Origin of the sequence: Pseudoalteromonas sp. CnMc7-15 (genome assembly GCF_022347925.1) — a bacterium.
In the GTDB taxonomy this organism is placed as follows: Bacteria; Pseudomonadota; Gammaproteobacteria; order Enterobacterales; family Alteromonadaceae; genus Pseudoalteromonas; species Pseudoalteromonas ruthenica.
The window spans coordinates 16,257-41,293 of sequence record NZ_JAKRFT010000011.1 but is presented as its reverse complement, the minus strand read 5'-3'; the positions used below and the strand labels follow the sequence as shown (position 1 = coordinate 41,293).

Sequence of the window (25,037 nt, the reverse complement as noted above, 5' to 3'; positions counted from 1 at the left end):
ACTCACCCAACTCGTTGAAGTGCTTGTTTATAAGCAGTCCGCCGTGTCGGTGGATGCGCATTATAGGGAGATTCGATTTCCACGCAACCCCTTTTTTAAAGAAAACTGCAAAAAATGGATCGTTTGCTTTTAATTTAGGCATTACGGCTTAAATTAATACAAAAAGCCGCTGTTCGGCGGCTTTATTGTGGGACTTTTATTGTTGGATGGTTAACTTCCAACCAGCATTACGTTGGTAGAGTGTCTCTTGGTTAAGTTCGCTTAGCATAAGCGGGTGTTGCTTTAACCATTGCGAGTCTATAGATAAGATGAGTGCCTCACCTTGAGCATTAATGGCTAGTTGCGGTAGAACATCGTCTTTACGGCGCATAGAGAGAATAACAGCTAAACGCAAAACTCTAACCAAACATATCGCTAGTTGTTGGTGCGCACCAAGGGACTCAAACTGGTTTGCACTCAAGTCCCCCTTGTGGCTTTGCACTAACATCGTCACTAATAAGTGCTGTTGACGAGTGAACCCTGGCATATCGGTATTTTTAAGAATATAAGCGCCGTGTTTTGGATATTGCTTATATTCAATTAATAAACCCACTTCATGGAGTTTTGCAGCGCTATGCAGTAAAGCGTGATCAGTCTCATTCAAATGCCAATCACTGGCCAGTTGTGTGGCGAGCAATTTGGCGATACAGGCTACGCGCTCACCCTGGCTATGATCTACATGGTAACGGGTAACAAAGCTGTCGATAGTACGTTGTCTAATATCTTTACGCTGTAGTTCGGGGATCATGCTATAGAGCACCCCTTCGCGAAGCGCACCACCGGCCAAGCCCATCGCTTCAATTTCTAACACTTCAAAGATAGCAATCAGGATTGCTAATCCAGAGACAAAGACCAAACGACGTTCTTCGCTTAAGCCAGGAAGTTGAAGGCTATCAATATTGCTATATTGTACCGTTAGCTGTCGAATATCATGGAGCTTATCCAGGGTCAGTGTTTCGTCCTGACGCTGTGCGACCATAATTTCTTGAATTGCTTGTACGGTGCCCGATGCACCAGCGGCATAGTCCCATCCGGTGTGTTTATACTTAGCGGCGATCGGCTCGACAATATTTTTCGCCGCAGCAATAGCAGCATTATAGTTTTCTTGGCTTAAAGCGCCGTCTTTGAAATAAGCTTCTAGGTAGGTAACACATCCCATATTGAGGCTTTGATAATGTATAGGGTGGGACCCTTCACCGATCACCACCTCGGTGCTCGCGCCACCAATATCAATAACCAGTTGCTTGCCACTGCATGAAGAAGTGTGTGCAACGCCTTGATAAATGGTTTTAGCTTCCTCTTCACCACTAATAACATTCACCGGGTGACCGAGAATCTCTTGCGCACGGTTCTTAAACTCTTCGGCGTTAGTGGCTAAGCGCAGCGTTGCCGTGGCAACAATGCACACCTGATGGGCAGGAATATCCTGCAAGCGTTCAGCAAATAAGGCCAAGCACTCCCAACCGCGCTCCATCGCCTCTTGGCTCAGGCACATTTGCGCGTCTAACCCTGCTGCAAGACGTACTTTACGTTTAACCCGACCAATTGTTTGCAAAGAGCCAGCAACGGTCTTAGCTATCAGCATGTGAAAACTGTTTGAGCCAAGATCGATTACCGCATATAAATCATCTTGGAGGGAAGGTTTCACCACTTGTTATTACCTCAAAAAAAGCTTGGCATAGGCCAAGCTTGGGGATCATTTACTTCTAACGCGGCTGACGACGCCGATTCTGCCCTTGGCCTTGGCCTCGACCGCCATTACGAGAGCGTCCTTGCGGCCCTCGGCGTTTAATCATTTTTGGTGCTTTGATGTCATCCAACAATGCACTCTTGTCATAATGGGATAATGGGATGCTGTGTTCTATATACTCTTCTATCTCTTGAAGGTTATATGCATACTGCTCACAGGCAAAGCTAATAGCGTGTCCTGAAGCACCAGCGCGCCCAGTTCGACCGATGCGATGCACATAGTCTTCGCAGTCATCCGGTAGGTCATAGTTAAATACATGACTTACTTCCGGGATATGCAATCCGCGAGCGGCTACATCCGTAGCTACCAGAAAGTCTAAATCACCTTTAGTGAATTGCGCCAGGATAGACTGACGTTTTTTCTGATTGACATCGCCTGTTAATAGCCCGACTCTGTGGTCGTCAGCTTTAAGCCATGCATATACCGTTTCGCAACTGTGTTTAGTATTAGCAAACACAATCGCTTTATCTGGCCATTCTTCTTCAATTAAGGTTAGCAGCAGCTTCATCTTGTCTTCTTGTGAAGGATGGAACAGCTCTTCTTGAATACGCTTACCCGTTTTCACATCCGGCTCAATTTGCACATGCTCTGGATTTGTCATGTGCTCAAACGCGAGCTCTTGGACACGATAAGACAGTGTCGCGGAGAACAATAAGTTCAGTCGCTCACTTGCTTCTGGCATCCGCCTAAACATATAACGGATGTCTTTAATAAAACCAAGGTCAAACATACGGTCGGCTTCATCAAGGACGACCACCTCAATATCATTGAGGGTGTAACAACCTTGCTTATAAAGGTCGATCAATCGTCCCGTGGTGCCAATTAAGATATCAACACCTTTTTCCAGCTGTGCCCGTTGTTTTTCATAATCCTCGCCACCATATAATAAACCTAGTTTAAGGTTGCAGTGTGGCGCCAAGATTTCTGCGTCTTTGTGGATCTGAATCGCGAGCTCCCGAGTGGGAGCCATGATCAGGGCTCTTGGTTGCTGACCCGATGGCTTTTGACTACGCAATAAGTAATGGCAAGTGGCCGTAAGAAACGCCAAAGTCTTGCCGGTGCCCGTTTGTGCCTGACCAGCAATATCTTGGCCAGCCATAATGTATGGCATACACTTTGCCTGAATTGGCGTGCAGTATTCAAAGCCACTTGCTTGCAATCCGGCAACCACTTCCGGTGCTAAAGCAAAGTCTGCAAATTTTTTATCGGTTAAATGTGTCTTATTCATAGCGATAAAGCATAACGCTTAAACTTGCAATAAGAAACAAGAGTGTTTAAATACGCACTAAATAAATTCGCCAAAATTAACGGAGAACGTGATGAGCGATAAAATTATCCAATTAACTGACGACAGCTTTGACGCTGACGTATTGCAATCAGACAAGCCTGTACTAGTCGACTTTTGGGCTGAATGGTGCGGACCTTGTAAAATGATTGCGCCAATCCTTGACGAAGTAGCTGGCGAATTTGACGGCCGTGTAAGCATTGGCAAACTCAACATCGACCAAAACGCAGGCACTCCGCCTAAGTTTGGTATTCGTGGTATTCCAACTTTATTGCTATTTAAAGATGGCCAAGTTGCAGCAACGAAAGTAGGTGCATTATCTAAAGCTCAGCTAGTTGAGTTCTTAGAGAACAACCTGTAATCACGCCGTTAAAAAAGGGCTTTGGCCCTTTTTTACTCTACAATTGTGTTTAAACACTGGACGATGCGCTTTCGAGCTGCTAGTTTATAACCCCAACAATCCTAAGTTTATCCAAAAACCTCACTCGGGATACTTCCATTTCGAGACGATAAATAGTTAAAGAACCCACCAATATGCATTTACGCGAACTGAAAGACAAGTCTATCAAAGAACTTGTAAAACTAGCCGAGTCTATGGGCTTAGAAAACGTAGCCCGCCTTAGAAAACAAGATATTATCTTCTCAATCTTAAAAGCGCACGCCAAAAGCGGTGAAAACATTTATGGCGGCGGTGTCTTGGAGATTTTGCAAGACGGCTTTGGCTTTTTACGTAGCTCTGAAGCCTCGTACCTAGCCGGCCCTGATGATATTTACGTCTCGCCAAGCCAAATTCGTCGTTTCAGTTTGCGTACTGGCGATACGATTGCGGGACTGATTCGTCCACCTAAGGATGGTGAACGCTACTTCGCACTATTAAAAGTGAACGAAGTTAACTTCGATAAACCTGAAAACTCCCGTACTAAAATCCTCTTCGAAAACCTTACTCCACTGCACGCAAACGAACGTTTACGCATGGAACGTGGTAATGGTAGTACCGAAGACATCACCGCACGGGTGCTGGATTTAGCCTCACCAATTGGTAAGGGTCAGCGAGCCCTGATTGTTGCTCCGCCAAAAGCGGGTAAAACCATGTTGCTGCAAAACATTGCCCAGTCTATCAGCTACAATCAGCCTGATTGTGAGTTGATGGTTTTACTGATTGACGAGCGCCCAGAAGAAGTAACAGAAATGCAGCGCTTGGTGAAAGGTGAAGTAGTAGCGTCAACATTTGATGAACCTGCCAGCCGTCACGTACAAGTAGCCGAAATGGTAATTGAGAAAGCCAAACGTCTGGTTGAGCACAAAAAAGACGTGGTTATTCTTTTAGACTCCATTACCCGTTTAGCCCGCGCCTACAACACCGTAATCCCATCATCAGGTAAAGTACTGACCGGTGGTGTTGATGCGAATGCGCTACATAAACCAAAACGCTTCTTCGGTGCAGCGCGTAATGTTGAAGAAGGGGGTAGCTTGACCATCATCGCTACAGCTCTAATTGATACCGGCTCAAAAATGGACGAGGTCATCTACGAAGAGTTTAAGGGTACAGGTAACATGGAACTGCACCTTAACCGTAAGATTGCAGAGAAACGCGTATTCCCAGCAATTGACTTCAATCGCTCAGGTACACGCCGCGAAGAATTACTCACCAAGGCAGATGAGCTTCAGAAGATGTGGATTTTACGTAAGATTGTCCATGACATGTCGGAAATCGATGCCATGGAATTCCTCATCGATAAGCTTGCCATGTGTAAAACCAACGATGAATTCTTTGATTCGATGAAGCGCAAGTAACAACTGCTTTAGCTTACTCGTAGGCCGTGACTGTTTTGCAGTCGCGGCCTTTTTTATTTTGCGCCTAGACGAGATTAGTCTATATCTTAGATAGGGCAAAATATAATCAGTAAGCTAATGAATCTTAGAAATTTTTACCTTCTCTTTGTGGCGGTATTAACATTCACGCAAGTGATAGTGGCCTACCAGTTCACGTCATCGTGGTGGCACACCGCACTTATTTTATTGCCCACTGTGGTTATCCTCGCCTTACTGATCTGCGTTTTGAAGCGAGGCTCTGTACAAGATCATGAGCTGACCGCTGCCCTAGCACAACATTTGGTGGATGGAGAAAAAGTGAACGTCAGTTTTCGCTTTGATGACAGCAAACACGCTCCCCAATCTTACCTGGTATTCAATAGCTGCTTAGCCACTATTGAGCACTTAATCATGGAGATTCATGCCAGCTCTGCACGCCTTCTTCCGATGGCTGATGAACTTACCGATACCTATTCCTCAGTCACTCAAAAAGCGATGATGCAAAGTACCCATGGTAACGACATGGTAAACTCATTTAATGACATGCTGCACATTACGACCCAACTCGGCGATGGCATTGACAATATTTGTGGCTCGTTGGAGCTGGCAACAAACTCAGTAAAGCAAACCAAAATCGATGCTGATAAAAGCCAGCGCAGCATGCAAACGTTATCATCACAGATAGCACAAACCAACGATGAATTAGCGCAGTTGCAACAAGACAGCGAAAAAATTAGTTCGGTGATTGATGTTATCAATGCCATTGCTGAACAAACCAATCTACTGGCATTAAACGCCGCGATTGAAGCGGCGCGCGCGGGGGAAATGGGCCGTGGCTTTGCTGTGGTCGCTGACGAAGTTCGCCACCTCGCCGCACGCACGACCAAATCCACCAGTGAAGTGCGGGAAATGGTGCACCATATTCAGCAAGGGACGCAGCGGGTCACCGAGTTGATGCAACAAAGCATCTCGCTGACACAGGAAACCGTTGAATTATCCGCGCAAGCGACTAACGAGGTCGACCAAATAGAGCATTCCATGCTCGACATTAGCGCCCATTCAGAACAAATCCGCAGTCAACTGCAGCAACAGCATACGTTGTCGGATAGAGCGCAAAGCTGCGTCGATGCCATGCAAGAGCTCAACTCAGACGCGCTGTCTAGCTCGCGGATACAATCAGTATCATCACAAGACTTGCTCAATCTCGCACAGTGTATAGAGCAGAAGATAAGCTTATTTATTACCAGTGAAGAACATTATGATACCCGCAAACGTAATGATCCCAGCCGAAAACACATAGATGCGCTGCCGCAAAAGACAAGCCATAGTGAGGACCTTACGGGTGATATTGATTTATTCTAGTTCCAGATTTGCCAAGTCTTCGATTAATACGCCGACTTGCTCTTTATCCTGATACTTTGCCGCAAGTTCAATATCGCATACCAACTCCGCAATGGTTTGGCTGGCAAACATCTGCGCAGCCCCTGCTAAGCGGTGGGCGACGGCCTTAATTTCATCGAGGTCATTACGAGCGTGTGCGCTAACCAAGCTTTCGATCTCTCTTGGCAAGGTGTGCATAAAGCTTTCGTGCAAGTCGCTCATATCCACACTCTGAGCCGCACGAGCGTCTATTTCAACATTCAAAAAGTGCTCTAGGGTGCGGCAAAACTCTTCTTTTTCGATAGGTTTCGCCAAGTGATTAGTGAACCCAGCAGCTTTGTACCTCTCAATATCATGGGTCATGGCGTTCGCCGTTAAGGCGATGATCGGTTGCGTATAGCCACATTGGCGCAACAAATTAAGAGCCTCAAGACCATCCATTTTTGGCATTTGGATATCCATCAACACTAAATCAGGGCAGTGCTGCAAAGTAAGCTCTACAGCTTGTTCACCATTAGCAGCGCTGTGCACTTTAATACCCAAGTTGGTAAGTAGACGCTCAATTAGTCTACGATTATCCTCGTGATCCTCGGCCAGTACCACCTCACCGGAAAAGCTCAGGGCCCGTGCTGCCTGAATCGTGTCGTTGCTGCGCTCGTCCATTTCCATACAACGACATGGGATATAGAAGCTAAATGTACTGCCCTGCCCCAAAACACTGGAGACGCTTATATCTCCACCCATAATCTGCGCTAGTTGCTGCGATAGGCTAAGGCCGAGGCCTGTGCCGCCAAAGCGTCGGCTGATGGAGTTATCACCTTGGCTAAAGTTCGCAAAAATGGCATCAAGCTTATCTTCAGCAATACCAATCCCGGTGTCTTTTACACGAAAGCACACACCTTGCTCATCAGCAGTAATAGCAAGTTCAACCTCACCTTGCTCAGTGAACTTCACCGCATTAGAGCATAAGTTCACCAGCACCTGTTTTACTCGAATGTAGTCAAACTCCGCGCCGAAGCTTGCTGGCAACTTATTATTAATACGAAAAAGAATGCCTTTTTGTGATGCGCTTGGCTGGAACATGGCATTTATATCCGCAAGCAAGGAACAAATACTCACTGTTGAAATAACCAACTCCAGCTTGTTGGCCTCGATTTTACTCAAATCGAGTACATCGTTAATCAGCTCTCCAAGATGTTGGCTGTTGTTGTAGATAACTCGTAGCTCCTTGGCTACTTGCTCAGCAGGCACATCGCCTTCGATGATTGCTTGCGCTTGACCCATAATAGAGGTCAAGGGGGTGCGTATTTCATGGCTGATATTGGCCAAGAATTGGCTTTTTATTTCGTTTGCCGCACTGAGCTGATCGGCCAACTCCTCCAGCTCTTTGGTGCGTTGCTTTACTTTATCCTCTAGCATTGCCGTTGCTTTGCGCTCGGCAGAGCGCCGGAATAACAGCACTATACTGATAAAAGCCAATATCAGTATACCTGCAGCTAGAAATGTCATTTGACGACGCTGCTGCGCTTCGAGTTTGTCTAACTGTTGCTGTTGCTTGAGCGAGTCAACCTGTTGTTGTAGTTCCGTGGCATTGTACTTAGCTTGGAAATCATTCAAAGAACTGGCTATTTTATTGCTTAGCATCTCTTGCTGCTGGCGCTCATAGCGCTCGTATAGCAATGCGCTTTTGACATGATCACCCTGCGCCGCAGTCACGAGTAATTCAATTAAGGAAATCGCAGGAGAGGCTTTGTCATCGGTCACCTGCTCGCGCATGGTGTATACCTCTCGCAGCGCTTGCTGTGCCTGCTTATATTGACCTTTAGCGAACAGCAACTTGGCTTCAATTTCTTTAATATTGCTGTTGTAATGCAAATTATCCATTACCTCAGCCTGCGCTTGGGCGTCACGCATTTGCGTATAAGCGGCATCAAAACGCCCTTGCACGAAGTTTAATTCAGCTAAGCGAATAAGATTGACAATATGGTTTGGGCGGTCGCCATTTTCTTGGTACTTCACCAGAGCCTTTTGGTAGTAAATTTCGGCTTGTTCGAAATCCATACGTGATTGGTAAATAGAGCCTAAGTTAGTCTCCATTTGCGCTTGCCCTATCGTATCCCCCAAACGCTCAAAGCTATCACCTATTTGCTCATAAATATCAAATGCAGCTTCGAAGCGGTACCAGTCCATATAAGCAACGGCGATGTTGTGCATGATATTAACTTGGTCATATTCGTCGCCATATTCATCGTAAAGCTCTTTTGCCTTTGAATAAGAGGCGATGGCCGCTTCGATTTGGTCTGCGCCAGAATAAGCCAGGCCAATATTATTATATAAATGCGCCGCAATAATGGGTTTGTCGATTTGCTCGATGATCTCGATGGCGCGAAGATAATCTTCGATAGCGGTTAAATCTTGACCCCGGTAGTAGTGGCTAACGCCTTGCATCTGTGCATATCGGGAATGCTCAATTACCGTGCCGTGTTTTGCAGCTAGTTGCTCTGCGCGTAAATAGTAGCGAGCCGCCTTTTCATAGTTACTGTCTTCAAAAAACTGTTTGGCGATAAAGGCATTGACTGCTAATTGTTGTGGTTCAGAAAGAGGTTGAGCGAGTTTGCTGATGGCGTAATCGCGTTGCAATTGCTGAGGTTGGGAGCGAATATCGTCAATCAGCGCATCACCATAGCTCAGGCTAGTAAAAAGTGAGCATACAAGTAACTGGATACACACCAGTAACCGAGGGAGCTTCCTTTGCGACATATTCCATTTCACTGTATTTTAAACCCTGTACACCCTACGCTGGGCAATCTCAATTACGTTAACGGTTTTATTATGGACGACTCACATTACAACCCACTCATAGAGCCTATTTTAGCGCTCTTAACGGACGGTCAAAGTTGGAAAGTCCATACCCTGGCTAGCCAATTAAAAGCACACGGTCACCTTGGCCGCCTGGATGAAGACTCCATGGCCGATCTAGCTAAACGCAACTTCATCATTATGAATGCACTGTTTCAGCTGCAAGATGAATTGCTCAAAAGCGACTGCTATTTGTCCATATCTAGTTTACATATTCAGCTCGTTTACGGCCACCCAAAACAACGACCTAGCAGCAACGATTCATTGCGAGAATATTACCTCAATTGGCAGAATTACGCCTTATCTCGCGAGCAAGTTATAGACTTGTTAGACCAGTTTTGGCAAGCCTTGCCCATTAACACTTTAGACGATACGACCCTAGCACGTATTAACAAACGTTGGAAATTGTCACAGCCGATTCAAATGCAGGCACTAAAAAAGCGATGGCGCGCGCTTGCGCTGGCGCACCACCCGGATAAAAACACCCACAGTAACGCAGACTTTCAACAAATTCATAATGAATACCAACAGTTACTTCAATATGTACGAGTAAAAAATAACAATTGCAATTGATAATTACTTTCATTAACATGCGCAACGTTGTTTTTTATCTAGGTAATTATTATGAACCGCCACGCGCTCACCTTAGCAATCGCAGCTGCCTTCCCTACCGCGACTCTCGCAACTGAAAACATGGAAAAGATCGAAGTCGTCGGCTCTTATTTTAACGACTATAAAGTGGATAGCGCTTCAGGCGCCTTACGCACAAATACTTCACTGCTAGAGACGGCTCAGTCTGTGACTGTTATTCCTGACACTATCGTTAATGAGCAACTGGCCACCACACTCGGCGAAGTACTGAGTAATGACGCCAGCCTTACATCGGGCTCGAAACAGCGTAACCGAGAAACATTCAACATGCGTGGGTTTGGCTTAAGTTCATCGACTGGCTACTTACGCGATGGCCACCAGCATTGGTCTCATTACCAACAACCGATTGAAATCCTTGAGCGTGTTGAGGTTATCAAAGGCCCTTCGAGTATCCTCTATGGTCAGTCTGGTCCGGGCGGATTGGTCAATATGGTGACTAAAAAGCCCACCGCCAATCAATTTATTAACCTTGCGGCAGATATCGATCAACACGGCTCCACTCGCTTTATGCTTGATGCAAGCTCTGCACTAACCGAAGATGAGCGCCTGCGCGGACGCGGTATTTTAGTCAAGCAAGATGTAAACTTCTGGCGCGAATACCCCAATGGCGAAGAACGCGAACGAGACCGCTTTTTGGGCGCTGTGGTGTTAGATTATGACCTCACGGACGACACCTTAATACGCGTACATTACGACCGCACCGATGATAAAACAGGATTAGACACTGGGGCTTGGCTAAACAACGATGGCGAGCTTATCGGTGACGATAAAACGATTTACGATTTTTCTTGGGCTTTCACTGATATTACTGTGGAAAATATCGGTCTTGATGTACGCCATTTCATTAACAACCAGTGGCAAGTGAAAGTAGGCTACAACGAGCAAACGTTCGAGCGCCAACGTTTTGAGTCAGCACCGCGCAAACCGAGCGACTATCAAGTCGGTGATAGCTACACCTCGCGCCCCTATGATCGCTTTGATGATTGGCAATTTACTACCGCCTACATCGACTTTGTTGGCGAATTTAAGCTGGCCAATATGCAACACCAACTACTGATTGGTGCCAATAGTCTAGATTACTATTATGGACAGCTTCGCACCCGCGCAGATGCAGTGGATTACACACTCGCTCAGCAACAGCCAAGCCGCCCCAATGTAAGCTATCAGAGCGATGATAGCTTATACACCGCAGAATATGACTACTATGGTATCTATATTCAGGATTTGATCACTGTGAACCCACAGTGGCAAGTCTCTATTGGTGGGCGCTACGATAAGCAAAATAAAACCGGTGCCGACAATGAATCTGTACTTCCTAAACTAGGCGTACTTTACCACCCACTGGATACCGCCACGATTTACCTCAGCTACTCAGAAGGCTTCGAGCCGCAGGGCGCCGATAAGCTCAATAATGAAACCGACAAGAATCATAATATGAAACTTGACGCTGTGACTTCTGAGCAAATAGAGCTCGGTGCTAAGTGGCAGTTGTTCGATGACCGTTTACTGCTAAGCGGCTCACTGTTTGATATCAGTAAAGACGGCACCTTAGTCACTGAGCTCGTTGAACACCCTGATTATGATTCAATCACTACACAGGTGGGCGAGCAGCGTCATAAGGGCCTAGAGCTCGCCGCACAGGGCGCGGTCACCGATCGTTTTTTCGTCATGGCGTCCACTATGTATTTAAATGCTCAATACGAACGTGATGAGAATTATGAGGGCAACCGCCCTGCGGATGCACCCAAGTGGTCGGCTTCACTGTGGTCACGCTATGAGCTTAACGATGCCCTGGCCTTTAATGCTGGCGTTTTTTACACCGGAAAACGCTTTGCCGACAGTGCCAATACCGTTGAGAAAGATGCGTATACGCGCGTCGATGTCGGTGCTACCTACGCGCTTAAGCTTGCCGGTAATGACATTGACTTAAGACTCAATATTGAGAACCTATTTGATACTGACTACCTTGCCGGCGGTGGCGTCAGTAATGTCACTGTTGGCGAAGGCACGAACTTCCGCCTTGCGGCCCAGTTCAGCTTCTAACCATAAAGAGGTCGCCAATTGGCGGCCTCCTTCCCTCCCGACCTACCGCATAAATTATCACCATGAGTAAGGATGTGATTAAATACACTTTTATCTCTATACCTAGGAACAACCATGAAGTTTGTCTCTTTGTTGGCACTGCCCCTACTCGCATTAGCGCCAATACAGCAAGCAGCCGCGGAGCAATTTACCACTGAGCAATTACAACACACCGCACAAATTCGTCAGCAGGCACAAAATAGCGAGTTAAGTTGGCAGCTCGTGGAGTCCCTTACCACCGAGGTCGGCCCTCGCCTTCCGGGTACCGAGAATGATAAAAAGGCCGTCGCTTGGGCCAAAGCTCAATTCGAACGGCTCGGCTTCGATAAAGTGTGGCTCGAAAAAGCCCACTTCCCACACTGGCGTCGCTATCATGAATCAGGACATATACTCACTCCTAGCAAACAACCGCTGCATCTAACGGCTTTAGGCAACAGCGTCAGCACCGCAAAAGACGGCCTAACCGCCCCTATCGTACTGTTTGAAACGCTGGCAGAGTTACAAGCTGCACCCGCCGGCTCGCTAGCAGGAAAAATTGCCTATGTGAACTATCGTATGAACCGTGATATTGATGGCAACGGTTATGGGCCTGCAGTAAAAGCGCGCAGTTCAGGCGCCGTTGTCGCGGCACAAAAAGGCGCAATTGGCTATATGATGCGCTCAGTCAGCACCAGCCATCACCGTTTTGCTCATACCGGTGGCAGTCACTATAAAGAAGGAGTAAGCAAGATCCCCAATGTGGCTATTGCCAACCCAGATGCCGATCAAATTGCGCGACTTATCGCTCTCGGCGAACAAGTCACCGTGCACATCAATATACAAACCGAAGACTTAGGACAGGGCGAGAGCTACAACGTGATTGGTGAAATAACTGGCCACAGTAAACCTGATGAATACGTGCTCTTAGCTAGCCACCTTGACTCATGGGATTTAGGCACCGGTGCCTTAGATGACGGCGCAGGGGTTGCAATCACCATGGCAGCAGCAAAGCATGTGGCAGCGGTGAAACGCCCGCAGCGAAGTATTCGTGTTGTCCTCTTTGCCGCTGAAGAGCTTGGCCTGTGGGGTGCTAAAGATTATGTCAAAGCACATAGTGATGATTTAGATCACATCGTTGCCGCCGCCGAATCGGATTTTGGCGCCGATGTCGTGTATGCGTTCGAATCGAACGTGCATGCCCAATCCTTACCTATAGTGCGCGCGATTGCTGAGCAACTGAGACCTCTCGATGTAACCTACATCGGCGCAAACTCAGCCCGAGGAGGGCCGGACTTAATCCCGTTTGAACGAGCACAATCGAGCCCTATATTTGCCTTGCATCAAGACGGCACCGACTACTTTGATTACCATCACACCGCTGATGACACTCTAGATAAAATCGAACCACATAAGCTAAAGCAAAATACCGCTGCGTATGCCGTTTTTGCCTATATGGCCGCCGATGCTAAGGACAAAATTCAAGCAAAATAAAATCTTGCTAACATTTTTTAGTTGCGCTAGTGTGAAAAATACTTGCGCAACAAGGAATGTTAGTATGCCAGTTTCTGCCGTCCCCACCGAGCGGCTCGCTCCGACACACATCAATAAACGCTTTGGCCGCTATTCAGTTCTCAGTGCTTATGGCTTACCCTTGATGCCGCTAGGCAGGCCCGGCGCAGCTCTGAGCCATTGGCTCATTTGGGCGACTTACCATAGCTTGGGCTTGTGGCTTATTGCAGCATTAGTGGTTTTGCTTGTTAATCATAACCACCAACAAGGGCAACAAATGGCTGCCTACTTAGCTGCGCCCAAAGTTTGGGATGTGTACGTCTTCGAAAAGCAAGGCTTAAGTCGTGCACTTGGCAAAGACGCAGCGCCGGGGTATCAAGTGCTTCAGGTTAAAGCTGTTGATCCTGATACCGTCACTTTCAAAGTCAGTAGTGTCACTTATAAGCGAGAAAGCGGCACAGACAAAGCCATCAGCATGGATAATTTAATGCTTGATAGCTACTTTTTAACAAATTCCATCTCTCTTGAGCGTCAGCAGCTCGCCCCTTTATTTGCACAGGGCACGATTATTTCAGCCCGTCGCCCCGAGCATATCTACATTGACGGCGGCATCGTTCGTCCACGACCTAAGCCAAAACCTCTCTACGAAGGGCCTAAATTAAATCAAGCCAACCAAAAAGGTATTGAGTATTTTCGTCAAGGCTTGTGGGCTGAGGCATTGAGCGCTTTTCAGCGTGGTGCCGAGCAAGGTGATGCCTGGTCGCAATACAACTTAGGTGACATGTATTTAAAAGGCCAAAGCACTGAACAAGACACTCAACAAGCATGTCTGTGGTTTAAGAGAGCCGCCGAACAAAACCATCCTAAAGCTAAAATAGCGCTAAAGCACTGTAGCTAGTAAGCGATAACTCCTAGCTGTTACTAAAAACTGGCGCTAAGTAATGTTATGTTGCAATATAACACCTTGCTGTTACTATATAACAAAACATGGAGCCAGAATAATTATTAAGGAGCTTGCTTTGCGCTTACGTTATTTACCATTATTAGTTGCGACGACATTATTGTGGGGTTGTGGCGACAGCATCGATGACCTAAATCAACCCACAGAAGCTGTACCTGAAGAGCATTCAGAACATGAGCATAATTATGAACACATTGCCGGACGCCTGTTAATTTCGGCGGCTGAACAGGCTGAAGTAAGCGTATTTAACGCTGAGGACTTAAGCCTCGTCGAGCTACTACCGACAACGCATGTGGTATCTGGCATGTACGCTACACCCTCATTGCGTTACGCCGCGTTGATCCAGCGAGACCAGGGCTTAGTAGAGTTTATTGATGGTGGCGTTTATAGCGAAGATCATGGCGACCATATGCACCCTTACGAGCAAGCCCCTAGCTTGTCATCGTTACAACTTAGTGGTGCTAAGCCGACACACTTTGACGCTGCAGAGCAACAAGCGGCCTTATTTTTCGATGGTGATAAACAAAATACGGTCAACGCATCAGTCACCTTACTTGACGATCATCATATTGGCGAAGGTGAGGTAATTGCCCACCACGAGTTTGCTACTTATATGCATGGTGCCGCACAGATACGCGGCGACTACGTGCTAGCAACCTATCGAGAGGCTAGCAGTGACACTGTATTGCCTAGCCAAGTTGAGCTGTTTCACCGCCATGATGATCATCTTCACCATGAACTACGCTTTGCACCAACCTGCCCGATGCTCCACGGCAGCGCGCAAAATGAAGAACATATCGCCTTTGGTTGTAGCGATGGAGTACTGCTAATAGAGCAGCAAGATACGAGCTTCAGTGCTCATAAGATAGCCAACCCAGAGGGGCTTGAGGGTCGCATTGGCACCATCAAAGCAAGTCATAACTCGCATGACCTGCTTGCCATTACCTCAGCAAAGCGATTGTTCAACCTCGATCCAGAAAATCATGATATGACCGAAGTGTTATGGCGTGATGAAGCAGACGTCGATGCTTTGACTAGCACCTTTAGCGCTCATCACGGTGCTTACTTTATTCTCGATAATCATGGTGACTTGCACGTTTTTGAAGGCGATGGTGGCTGGCATCACAGCACTCACTTCAACCTTTTTTCGGAGGTATCAGAGAACTACCAGTTAGCGGTTGCCGCAGACGAGGAAGCTCTTTACGTGCTCAATCAGCAAGAGAACATGCTACACAAAGTGGACTTAGAGTCGCAGGCCATCACTGCGACCCAAGAGCTTAACTTTGCTGCCAGTAAATTGCAGTGGTTAGGTATCGCTGAAGATGAGCATGACCACGCACACTAGGTTTGTTCCCGTGGCCTGCTTGCCCTTGCGGCTGTAGGCCATTTTCTTACTAAAAGGCCCTGTTTTAAAACAGGGCCTTTTTACATCGCTCAATCACAAGCTAAACCTTTTATAAATTAAGGTGTTCAGTGACAAACGCGATCATCTGCTGGTAATAATGAAGTTGGTGCTCGGCGTTATAAAAGCCGTGCCCCTCATCCTCCAGCAACACATATTGATACGGATGTTCGGCCTTATCTAAGGCGGCTATCAAAGACTCGGCCTGTTCAATGGGGGCGCGCTGATCTTCTCCTCCATGAACAATGAGTACGGGCGCCTTTAATTTATCGACATTGTAACTCGGTGAGAACGCCTTTAGCTGCTTCTTGTCGTTGCCTAAGACCTTGCGTAAGTAGCGCTGGCCACTATCGCGAGCAGCTACGTCACCCTCATCAAACATCAACGGCAAATCATAGACCCCGACTACGCCCACCGCACATTGAAACATATCGGGTTCAATAATAGCGCTTTGCAATGCTGAGTAAGCGCCAAAGCTGGCTCCCATGATGCACATATTATCTTTATCAACCCAGCCTTGCTCTGCCACGTAGTTAACACCGTCAATGATGTCATACTGAATATCACTGCCCCATTTGCGATACCCTGCACGCTGGAAGTTGCCACCAAAGCCGCCTGAGCCCCTGAAGTTGACCTGCAACACAGCTATGCCTCTGCTAGCCAAGAGCTGTACTTCGGGATCGAATCCCCACCAGTCACGAGGACCATGGGGGCCGCCGTGGGGAAGTACAACTAATGGTAAGTCTTTTAATTCCTTACCATGGGGCACGGTAAAGTAACCGTAAATATTCAGCCCATCACGCGCAGTATACTGAATGGGCTTGGTTTGTGACATTTGCGTAGTATCAATCCAAGGCCGCGACGAGAACAAAAACTTCAACTCGTTGGTACTGGCATTAAACAGGTAAAAGCTACTGGGGTGACGATCGCTACCTGTCCACACCACACTCAGGTTACCGTCTTCGGTGCTACTGGTGATACGCACTTGCCGTCCAGGAACTGCTTGCAAAAGCCCCTTAAGACGCTTTGCCATAGGCGCATTCTTATCGACAAAAGCATAATTAGGATATTGCGCTTCATATTCAATCGCGAATACCGATTTATCGACCTCATCAACCCACACCTTGCTAGGAGAGACATGCTCTTCTTGATAGACCAATTCATGGGTTTTAGTCTCTAAGTTCAACTTATAAAGGCCAGCTGGTTCACCATTTTTAGAGGCACTGGCGTACACGACATTCCCTTTTTGGTTAAAGCCATGCAACTTAATATCTGACAACCCCATGGCCCCGCGCTCAAGCTCAACCCACTGACCCTCATCAAGGTCACGTAAGTGAATCTCTTGATCGGTGTAATTATCAGTAGAGACCGATACCCGCAAGCGTCCTTGCTCGTCAGTTAAAAACTGCGCCATACGCGACGGTGAACGGGTGACCTGACGGCGCAACCCGCGATACACATCCACTTCATAAACGATGGTATGGGGCTCCTTGCTGCCAGTCCAAGGGTAGGTAACCACCAGCATGTGTCGCTCATCATCAACCAATGGGTCAAGAATATAAGAGGTGCCGTATACGGAGGTCGCCTTGCGTAAACGCGAGCCTGTCTGTTGCTCCCCCTGATAGCCCATCAGATATTTAGAGCGGCTACCATCGACGTTTACGCCAAATAATTCACCATAATACTCAGGATGGTCTTTCCAGCCTCGTAAATATTCTTTGCTTAACACCACGCGCTCATTATTGACCCACTGATAATCGCCAACCTGTGCGTTGCCGGGAAAACTGACGCCGTGATGCATTTTGAAGTTTTCGGTATCAAGAATAAACAGAACATCCTTGCCCTCTTTTTTGGTCATCGCCCCTAAGTAGGCGCCATCGGGAGATAATTTAAGAGAGTGGTACTGTGCGCTACGGGAGAAATGTTCTAGGGGAATAAGCTCTGTTTTGGCTTCCTCGGCACCAACGGCCGTGCTAACAAGCCCCAACAGCAGGGCAATAAATAATTTCATTATTTCACTCCATGAAATGCATTTTAAAAGTAGTACTTTTTATTTTTGTTAAATAAGTTATAAGAGTGTACCGCGATAGCAATCATGGTTCCAGCTACGGACTAGATGAAAGGGTTGCTAACATCAGCACAAACGCCAGTCTCTAGCCCAACGTTGTGTGCGATGCGGATTCAGCGCAATACCAGCACCGAATGCGCCCGCGATTTTTGTTTGTGCTGATAACTTTATTTATCGTCGCTCACCCAAAGGGTCAGGCGCTCAAGTCATAGCAAAAAGACGGTGAGCTAACGCAGCTTCAATAAATCCTAAAAAAGGGTAATAGGCCCAGTTAAGTGCATACGCTACACTGTAGTTGTCCACAAAATAGGAGTCTTTCACTTATGAAGCCCTCCCTAATAATATTATTACTTGTCACTTTGTTATCTGCGTGTTCAGAGTTATCCATAGAGCCATCCGACAATTCCGTTGGCATTAGCTATCGGTGTGATTCTGGTTCGGTATTAAAGGTCGAATATAACGACAGCACGGCCACATTAACGCTTGACGGCGATACTTACAGTTTATCGGGAGAACGCTCAGCCTCCGGAAGTAAATATACTAACGGTGAAATGACCTTCTGGGGCAAGGGCGATGAAGCAATGCTAATGATAGGGAATGAAACCTGGCAGTGTCACCGTAGCCACTGATCGCTTTTCCATTGGGTTACAGTATAATGCTGCAAACACTCAGGCTTAACGAGGCGTAATGAAATATAAAGATCTTCGCGACTTTATCGCGTTACTGGAAAAGCGCGGCGAGCTCAAACGAATTAGCCAGCCCATCGATACTTACCTGGAAATGACGGAAATAGCCGATCGCACATTGCGCGCTAAAGGCCCAGCCCTATTATTTGAAAACCCCAAAGGTTACGACATTCCGGTATTAGCTAACCTCTTTGGCACTCCTGAACGCGTAGCCCTGGGTATGGGCCAAGATAATGTAGAAGCCTTGCGTGAAGTAGGTAAGCTGTTGGCCTTTTTAAAAGAGCCTGAGCCCCCGAAAGGCATTAAAGAAGCCATAGGCCAGCTGCCGGTGTTCAAGCAAGTGCTTAACATGCCAGCGAAGGAAGTGAAGAAAGCGCCATGCCAACAAGTGGTATTAGCTGGGGAGCAAGTAGATTTAACCCGCCTGCCCATTCAGCACTGCTGGCCGGGTGATGCTGCACCGTTGATCACTTGGGGCCTAACCGTTACCAAGGGCCCGTACAAGAAACGTCAGAACCTCGGTATATATCGCCAGCAATTACTGGGGAAAAACAAAATCATCATGCGTTGGCTATCCCATCGCGGTGGTGCGCTTGACTTTCAAGAGTGGTGTAAAGAGCATCCGGGTGAACCTTACCCGGTGTCGGTTGCCCTCGGAGCCGATCCTGCCACCATACTAGGGGCGGTAACACCTGTGCCCGATACTCTGAGTGAATACGCCTTTGCAGGTTTACTTCGTGGCGGTAAGACCGAAGTGGTCAAGTCTGTTTCCAATGATTTACAGGTTCCCGCTAGTGCCGAATTCGTGCTTGAAGGTTACATTGCTCAGGACGAGCGCGCCCCAGAAGGGCCTTATGGTGACCATACCGGGTATTACAATGAGGTCGATGACTTCCCTGTTATGACGGTGACGCATGTTACGCACCGTGAAAATCCTATTTATCACAGCACCTATACTGGCCGCCCACCCGATGAGCCGGCTATTTTAGGCGTCGCCCTGAACGAGGTGTTTGTACCTATACTGCAAAAGCAATTCCCAGAGATAGTCGATTTTTACCTGCCCCCAGAAGGCTGCTCATACCGCATGGCCGTAGTGACCATGAAAAAGCAGTATCCAGGACATGCAAAACGAGTAATGATGGGAGTCTGGTCGTTCTTACGCCAGTTTATGTACACTAAGTTCGTCATTGTCTGTGATGACGATGTCAACGCACGCGACTGGAATGATGTCATTTGGGCGATCACCACCCGTATGGACCCCGCTCGTGACACCACCCTAGTGGAAAACACCCCGATCGATTATCTCGACTTTGCTTCACCTGTTTCTGGCTTAGGTTCGAAAATGGGCATGGACGCAACCAATAAGTGGCCAGGAGAAACGGATCGCGAATGGGGTGAGCCTATCGTTATGGATGACAAGGTCAAACAACGCGTTGACGAAATCTGGGATTCCCTAGGTATCGACTAAAGTGCAGACTTATCGCCACAGCCGCTTATGTGATACGCTGTGGCGCAGCTAAAATCATAAAGGTTAATCATGCAAACACTAAAAGCGGATGTGGTAAGCATCACGCCACTGACAGAATTTGTTTCCAAGGTTGTCTTGGCACCAGAGCAGCCAGCTGAGTTTGAAGCGGGTCACTACTTGCAGCTCGTTTTAGCCGAGAAAGATAAGCGCGCCTTCTCTATCGCCAGCCGCCCAAGCCAAAAACAGCAAATTGAGCTGCATATCGGCGCATCGGGCGCTGATAGCTATGCGATGCAAACCCTCGATCATTTGCGCCAGCACCATGAAAATGGCACCCAAGCGCTGATTGAAGTAGGTTTAGGCGTATCGCAGTTACGCATCGACTGCACCCGTCCGGTGGTATTGTTAGCCGGTGGCACCGGTTTTTCATACGTAAAATCAATGGCCGACCACCTAGCTGAAATTGACTGTGACCGTCCCGTCTTTTTTTACTGGGGTGTGAAGCATGAAGATGCTTTATATGCCAAAGAGGAAATGCAGCAGTGGGCAGCTAAACGCAGTAACTTCACTTTTATCCCGGTGGTTGAGCAGCCTCAAGGTGAATGGCATGGTCATACCGGCCTTGTGCACCACGCGGTGATGAAAGACATTGTTTCCTTGGAGCCTTACTCTATTTATATGGCGGGACGCTTCGACATGATAGGCATTGTACGCGACGACTTCATAGAGCATGGTGCCCAGCGCGAATATATGTTTGCCGACGCATTTGCTTTTATCAAGTAGCGGCAGCAAGCTAAAGCCCTACATTTCATCGATGTAGGGCTAACTCTCACTCAGCCATCCGTTAAATCGAACACTTCCATTTATTTATTCCCTTTTACCTATCAAAAAGACAAGCCTACACTGCTCCTAAGACTTAAAGGAGTGACAGATTATGTTCGATTTAAAAGTACAGCATGCTATGAGCCGCAGCTTTCTTTCTCTCAGCCCAGACTTGGAACTAACAGCGGCCATTGCGCTGCTCAAGAAGCACCAAGTTATAGGCGCACCTGTTGTTGATGAGCAACAACAGTTGGTGGGTTACTTGTCGGAGCAGGATTGTCTGGCACCGCTGACCATCAATAGCTATTTTTGTGATGGCCGCATTACAGTGGCTGATGTGATGCACCAAGATGTGCTCACAACATCCACACAGACGCCACTGCTGGAGGTTGCGCTAAAAATGCAACAACCTCATAAACCCAAGCAATACCCCGTAGTGGAGCAAAACAAAGTGATAGGCATCGTTAGCCGTACTCAGGTTTTACATGCGCTAAGTCGCAGCTATCAAAGCTGCAATGCAGCCTAATTTATGAACGCTGCGCCGCTTTCACTTTTAATGCAGCTTTATCACCGTCACTTAAATAAGCGATAGTCAGGGCGTTTTCTTGGGCCTGAGTGATATGCTCTTGGCTGAGGCCGGCTTGGTAGGCAGCATGCTGATATTCATTAGCAAGCTCGATGCCTTGCACCGCTGGGTCATCGGTGTTGATGCTAGCCAAAATGCCATACTCTAAAAATTGTTTGAGCGGATGTGTATCAATTTGAGCCACTGTGCTGGTGAGTACATTACTGGTCAAGCAAGATTCAATACCGATACGGTGATCGCGCAAATAATCCATCAGTTTGGGGTCTTTAGCGGCGTTAACGCCGTGGCCGATGCGGTCAGCCCCTAATCCTTCAATGGCTTGCCAGATACTGCGTGAATCTTCGGCCTCGCCAGCGTGAATAGTCGCTCGCAAGTCGGCTTTATGAACTTGCCTAAAGTGATCAACAAACAACTCCCCGGGGAAGCCCAACTCATCACCAGCTAAATCAACGGCGACCATGTGCTCTTTGAAGGCTAAGATGGCATCGAGTTCTTGCTGACACTTTTGCTGGCCAAAGGTACGCGATAAAATGCCAATTAAGTTGACTTGAACGTCATGCTCTTGCACCGCGCTGTAGATACCATCAACCACCGCTTCTACTACACCTTGCGGATGCAAACCATGACTCATCGCCATGTAATAGGGGCTAAAGCGCAACTCGGTATAGTCAATACCTTGTGCAGCTGCGTCTTCGACATTTTCAATAGCAATACGACGACAGGCGTCATAATCCCCTAACACTTTCACTCCCCAATCCAGCTTAGCCAGAAATGAGACTAAGTCTGGAGCAACCTCGATGACCTGAACATGAGGGCGTAGCGATTCAAGATCGCTGCCTGGAAGGTCAAGATTAAACTGCTGACCAAGCTCTAAAATTGTTTTGGCACGCACATTGCCATCAAGGTGGCGGTGTAAGTCGAGCAATGGTAACTGGCGATTGATCATAATGACCCCCTAGGTTTCGATAAAATTTCGCGGATCATACGCACTTGAGGGATAAATTCAAGCTACGCGTGCTGCTTCGCTGGGTGCTGTTTTAATTGCATGGCGATACTACTAAATAACCGCTCCGCGTCTATAGGTTTGACCACATAATCATTCATGCCGTAGTGCTCAGCCAGCTTAAAGTCATGCTCTTGAGCATTGGCAGAGAGCCCAATAATTGGCAAGTCGTCTAGCAGTAGCTCATTGCGAATAGCTCTAGCTGCGGTTAAACCATCCATGTTCGGCATTTGAATATCCATTAATACTAGGTCGTAGTGGTTTTCACTCACCATCTCAATAGCCTCGACACCGTCGTTAGCAATATCAGGCTGAGCTCCTTTGCCCTCGAGCATGGCTTTGGCGACTTGTTGGTTTAATAAATTATCCTCAACTAACAAAATAGCGACGCCGGTGAGGTCTAACTCCAAAGTGGCTTGCTCTTTTGCCTTGGGCACATCGGGACGCACAGCTAAAGGGCTTTGTTTGGGCAAATAGACACGAAAACACGAGCCTAGCCCCTCTTCACTTTCTAGGGAAATACGCCCGCCCATTAAGGTGACCAGTTTCTGACAGATACTCAAACCTAACCCTGTGCCGCCGAAGCGTCGCGAGGTGGAGCCATCGGCTTGAGAAAAGGGCTTAAACAATTGCTTTTGAATATCTTCGCGAATGCCCATGCCGGTATCCGTGACACTAAAGCAAAGCTCGTTATCGTGTTCGTCTACCTTTAGGCGGATCGCCCCTTGCTGGGTGAATTTAACGGCATTATTTAATAGGTTTAATAACACTTGCTTAAGGCGAATTGCATCGGTGTGGAATACAGGGTTCACTCCCTCGTTAATTTCATAGTCAATCACTAAACTTTTGTTACCCGCTTCCACACTCATAAGGTGTTTTAGTTCTTTGCACAGCTCTTCAAGTTCTAAAGGCTCTTGATACAACTCTAGTTTGCCCGCCTCCATTTTCGAAAAGTCGAGGATATCATTGAGCACCCGAAGTAATACGCTCAGAGCACTGTCGGCTTGAGTGATATATTGCTGTGCTTGTGGCCAATCTTGTTGTTGCAACGCTAAATAGTGCAAACCTTTAATGCCATTGATTGGCGTACGAATTTCATGGCTCATGTTAGCCAGAAACTGAGACTTAGCGTCATTGGCACTATCAGCTTTGGCTTTTTCTTCTCGTAACACCCGGGTTTGTTTTGCTACTTGGTCACGCACCCGAATATTACTGCCGGTAATAGCGATTAAAAAAGTAATTAGTAACCACACAAACAACATGCCTATGACCTGTGCATACCAGTAGCCAGACCATGCGTGGGCTATTCCTTGACGGTGCAAATTAAGTTGCCATTGGCGGTTAGCTATCGCAAAGTCATGACGCATGATAACGGGTCCGGACTGCGCTAAAGGTAAAATAACTTTATGAGGCTGCGCACTCATATCCACCAGCTCAACCCCAACATTATTAAAGGTCAGGTTGGCCATCGCCGAGCGATACAACAAGGGCAAGCTAACCACCGCAGCCACATACCCTCTGATACTTTTATCTTTGGCTCTGACAGGCGACAACACCAAAAACCCTAAGTCTCCTTGAGGGCTACTCTCTAGCGCAAAGGTATCAGTGACGAAGAGTTCACCTTTATAAGCTTGAAGATGCTTAAAATAAGGCTCAGCACTGATATCTAAACCAAAAACCTGTCGCATTCCCTGAGAAAAGTGGCCGTAGTAAACCGGAAAGTGTGCGCCGTTATTAGCGTCGCGCTCATAGCGGGCAAACACTTTGAAAGGGTTGCTCATTTCCACCGTGGTAGATTGTTCAAACTGAGCGATATCTTGGCTTTTTACTTTAGGCATCCACACCAGCGCGTTGATTTCTGGATTGTAATTCATCTGTTTAGCCGTAAACTCACGAAACTCGCCACGAGTCACCGACTGTTGATTACCAATGAAGGAGGCTAACACTTGAGTATTGGCCCGCAGGCGAGTAAGAATTTCGTCGAATTGGTCAACGACGACCTGAGCTTGAGCTTGGAATAATTCTTGGTCTTTATTGTGCTTATTGGTTGCAGCAGCATAAAAGGTCAGGCTAATGGCCGCATAAATCACCATGGATGGCACAATCACTTGTAAGCGATGACGCATCACCGCGAAGTTGAAGCCTGCCAACAACAACGGTGTAAAAATCATAACTCCGATGCTATCGCCTATCCACCAAGTGACGAAGCTGTCCCATCGCGCCACCTCAGAAATAACGCCATTAGTGATAAGCAGCTCAGTACCCACTGCAGCGGCGAAGACACAAACAACTGGTCCACCAAAAATAATACTGGTGATGGTCAGTTTAAGGTCTGAGAGATCCAGAGGCGCTTTTATTATTCGAGTGATGACCCAGTAACCTAGAAAGGCCTGAGCAGTTGAAGCTGCGGTCACAGAGGCCGCATGCAAAGCAACCTGCCAGTGTAAGATGTCGGCGACCACTTCAAGGTGAAGTAAGTTGGTCATCAACGCGCCAAGCACAATGCCAACCAACGCTCGCCGCCCTGCAATCAATAATGCCGCTAACGCTATTCCTGAGGGGGGCCAGGAAGCCACCGCATAGCCATCAATAGCCAGTAGCGCGTTGCTTAAAAAGCCGGTAATGAAGTAACCCAGTGCTACTACAAAGGTTAAGTTAAAGAGATTCTTCATTACCTTCCCTGCTTCTGGTCTTA

The 25,037-nt window shown here is 47.3% G+C and carries 18 protein-coding genes; 12 read left to right on the top strand and 6 right to left on the bottom strand.

Translation table 11 applies throughout. From position 1 onward, the window contains the following. Positions 1-196: 196 nt before the first annotated feature. Together gppA and rhlB are read right to left on the bottom strand one after the other, a co-directional pair. Positions 197-1,690: a guanosine-5'-triphosphate,3'-diphosphate diphosphatase gene (gppA, locus tag MHM95_RS18525; protein WP_239385989.1), complete on the bottom strand. Its 1,494-nt coding sequence runs from the start codon at positions 1,688-1,690 to the stop codon at positions 197-199. 55 nt (positions 1,691-1,745) lie between these two features. Beyond that, positions 1,746-3,017: an ATP-dependent RNA helicase RhlB gene (gene rhlB, locus MHM95_RS18520; RefSeq protein ID WP_022943567.1), complete on the bottom strand. Its 1,272-nt coding sequence runs from the start codon at positions 3,015-3,017 to the stop codon at positions 1,746-1,748. A 91-nt stretch (positions 3,018-3,108) separates the two neighbouring features. Between rhlB and trxA the strand changes: the two genes are divergently transcribed. From trxA to MHM95_RS18505, 3 genes are all read left to right on the top strand, one after another. Next, a complete protein-coding gene (gene trxA, locus MHM95_RS18515; RefSeq protein ID WP_022943568.1) occupies positions 3,109-3,435 on the top strand; it encodes a thioredoxin TrxA in 327 nt (108 codons plus the stop codon). Positions 3,436-3,608: 173 nt separating this feature from the next. After that, positions 3,609-4,868, top strand: a complete 1,260-nt coding sequence (rho, locus tag MHM95_RS18510; RefSeq protein ID WP_022943569.1) for a transcription termination factor Rho — start codon at positions 3,609-3,611, stop codon at positions 4,866-4,868. Positions 4,869-4,985: 117 nt separating this feature from the next. After that, the gene (locus MHM95_RS18505; protein ID WP_239385988.1) at positions 4,986-6,248 is read left to right on the top strand and encodes a methyl-accepting chemotaxis protein; all 1,263 of its coding nucleotides are present in this window, start codon (positions 4,986-4,988) and stop codon (positions 6,246-6,248) included. Here MHM95_RS18505 and MHM95_RS18500 read toward each other — a convergent pair. After that, positions 6,240-9,026 carry an ATP-binding protein gene (locus MHM95_RS18500; protein ID WP_239385987.1) on the bottom strand — a complete coding sequence of 929 codons (2,787 nt, stop codon included), beginning with the start codon at positions 9,024-9,026 and terminating at the stop codon, positions 6,240-6,242. The genes MHM95_RS18505 and MHM95_RS18500 overlap by 9 nt on opposite strands. Before the next feature lie 72 nt (positions 9,027-9,098). On the opposite strand from MHM95_RS18500, the gene MHM95_RS18495 reads away from it, so the two are divergent. The 5 genes from MHM95_RS18495 (at position 9,099) to MHM95_RS18475 (ending at position 15,652) form a co-directional block, all read left to right on the top strand. Beyond that, positions 9,099-9,698: a DNA-J related domain-containing protein gene (locus tag MHM95_RS18495; protein ID WP_152440082.1), complete on the top strand. Its 600-nt coding sequence runs from the start codon at positions 9,099-9,101 to the stop codon at positions 9,696-9,698. Between the two features lie 51 nt (positions 9,699-9,749). After that, the gene (locus tag MHM95_RS18490; protein ID WP_152440081.1) at positions 9,750-11,819 is read left to right on the top strand and encodes a TonB-dependent receptor; all 2,070 of its coding nucleotides are present in this window, start codon (positions 9,750-9,752) and stop codon (positions 11,817-11,819) included. Positions 11,820-11,933: 114 nt separating this feature from the next. Next, complete coding sequence (locus MHM95_RS18485) at positions 11,934-13,328, top strand: M20/M25/M40 family metallo-hydrolase (RefSeq protein WP_239385986.1); 1,395 nt, start codon at positions 11,934-11,936, stop codon at positions 13,326-13,328. Between the two features lie 64 nt (positions 13,329-13,392). Further along, on the top strand, positions 13,393-14,244 hold the full coding sequence (locus MHM95_RS18480) for a tetratricopeptide repeat protein (RefSeq protein WP_239385985.1): 852 nt from the start codon (positions 13,393-13,395) through the stop codon (positions 14,242-14,244). A gap of 121 nt (positions 14,245-14,365) precedes the next feature. Then, positions 14,366-15,652 (top strand): hypothetical protein, encoded by a 1,287-nt coding sequence (locus tag MHM95_RS18475; RefSeq protein ID WP_239385984.1) that lies wholly within the window; start codon positions 14,366-14,368, stop codon positions 15,650-15,652. A 109-nt stretch (positions 15,653-15,761) separates the two neighbouring features. Here the strand turns inward: MHM95_RS18475 and MHM95_RS18470 are convergent, their stop codons facing one another. Beyond that, positions 15,762-17,720: a S9 family peptidase gene (locus tag MHM95_RS18470; protein ID WP_239385983.1), complete on the bottom strand. Its 1,959-nt coding sequence runs from the start codon at positions 17,718-17,720 to the stop codon at positions 15,762-15,764. A gap of 380 nt (positions 17,721-18,100) precedes the next feature. On the opposite strand from MHM95_RS18470, the gene MHM95_RS18465 reads away from it, so the two are divergent. The 4 genes from MHM95_RS18465 to MHM95_RS18450 all read left to right on the top strand — a co-directional run bounded on the left by MHM95_RS18465 (position 18,101) and on the right by MHM95_RS18450 (position 21,279). Then, entirely contained in the window at positions 18,101-18,406 is a 306-nt protein-coding gene (locus MHM95_RS18465) for an MliC family protein (RefSeq protein WP_045979496.1), read from the top strand. Positions 18,407-18,464: 58 nt separating this feature from the next. Further along, complete coding sequence (gene ubiD, locus MHM95_RS18460; protein WP_053911849.1) at positions 18,465-19,931, top strand: 4-hydroxy-3-polyprenylbenzoate decarboxylase; 1,467 nt, start codon at positions 18,465-18,467, stop codon at positions 19,929-19,931. A 69-nt stretch (positions 19,932-20,000) separates the two neighbouring features. Next, positions 20,001-20,714: an NAD(P)H-flavin reductase gene (gene fre, locus MHM95_RS18455; protein WP_239385982.1), complete on the top strand. Its 714-nt coding sequence runs from the start codon at positions 20,001-20,003 to the stop codon at positions 20,712-20,714. A gap of 151 nt (positions 20,715-20,865) precedes the next feature. Then, entirely contained in the window at positions 20,866-21,279 is a 414-nt protein-coding gene (locus MHM95_RS18450; protein WP_138549049.1) for a CBS domain-containing protein, read from the top strand. A gap of 1 nt (position 21,280) precedes the next feature. On the opposite strand, the gene add is transcribed toward MHM95_RS18450, so the two are convergent. Both add and MHM95_RS18440 read right to left on the bottom strand, forming a co-directional pair. Then, a complete protein-coding gene (add, locus tag MHM95_RS18445) occupies positions 21,281-22,285 on the bottom strand; it encodes an adenosine deaminase (protein WP_239385981.1) in 1,005 nt (334 codons plus the stop codon). A 62-nt stretch (positions 22,286-22,347) separates the two neighbouring features. Further along, on the bottom strand, positions 22,348-25,014 hold the full coding sequence (locus tag MHM95_RS18440) for an ATP-binding protein (RefSeq protein ID WP_239385980.1): 2,667 nt from the start codon (positions 25,012-25,014) through the stop codon (positions 22,348-22,350). Between the last annotated feature and the right edge of the window lie 23 nt (positions 25,015-25,037).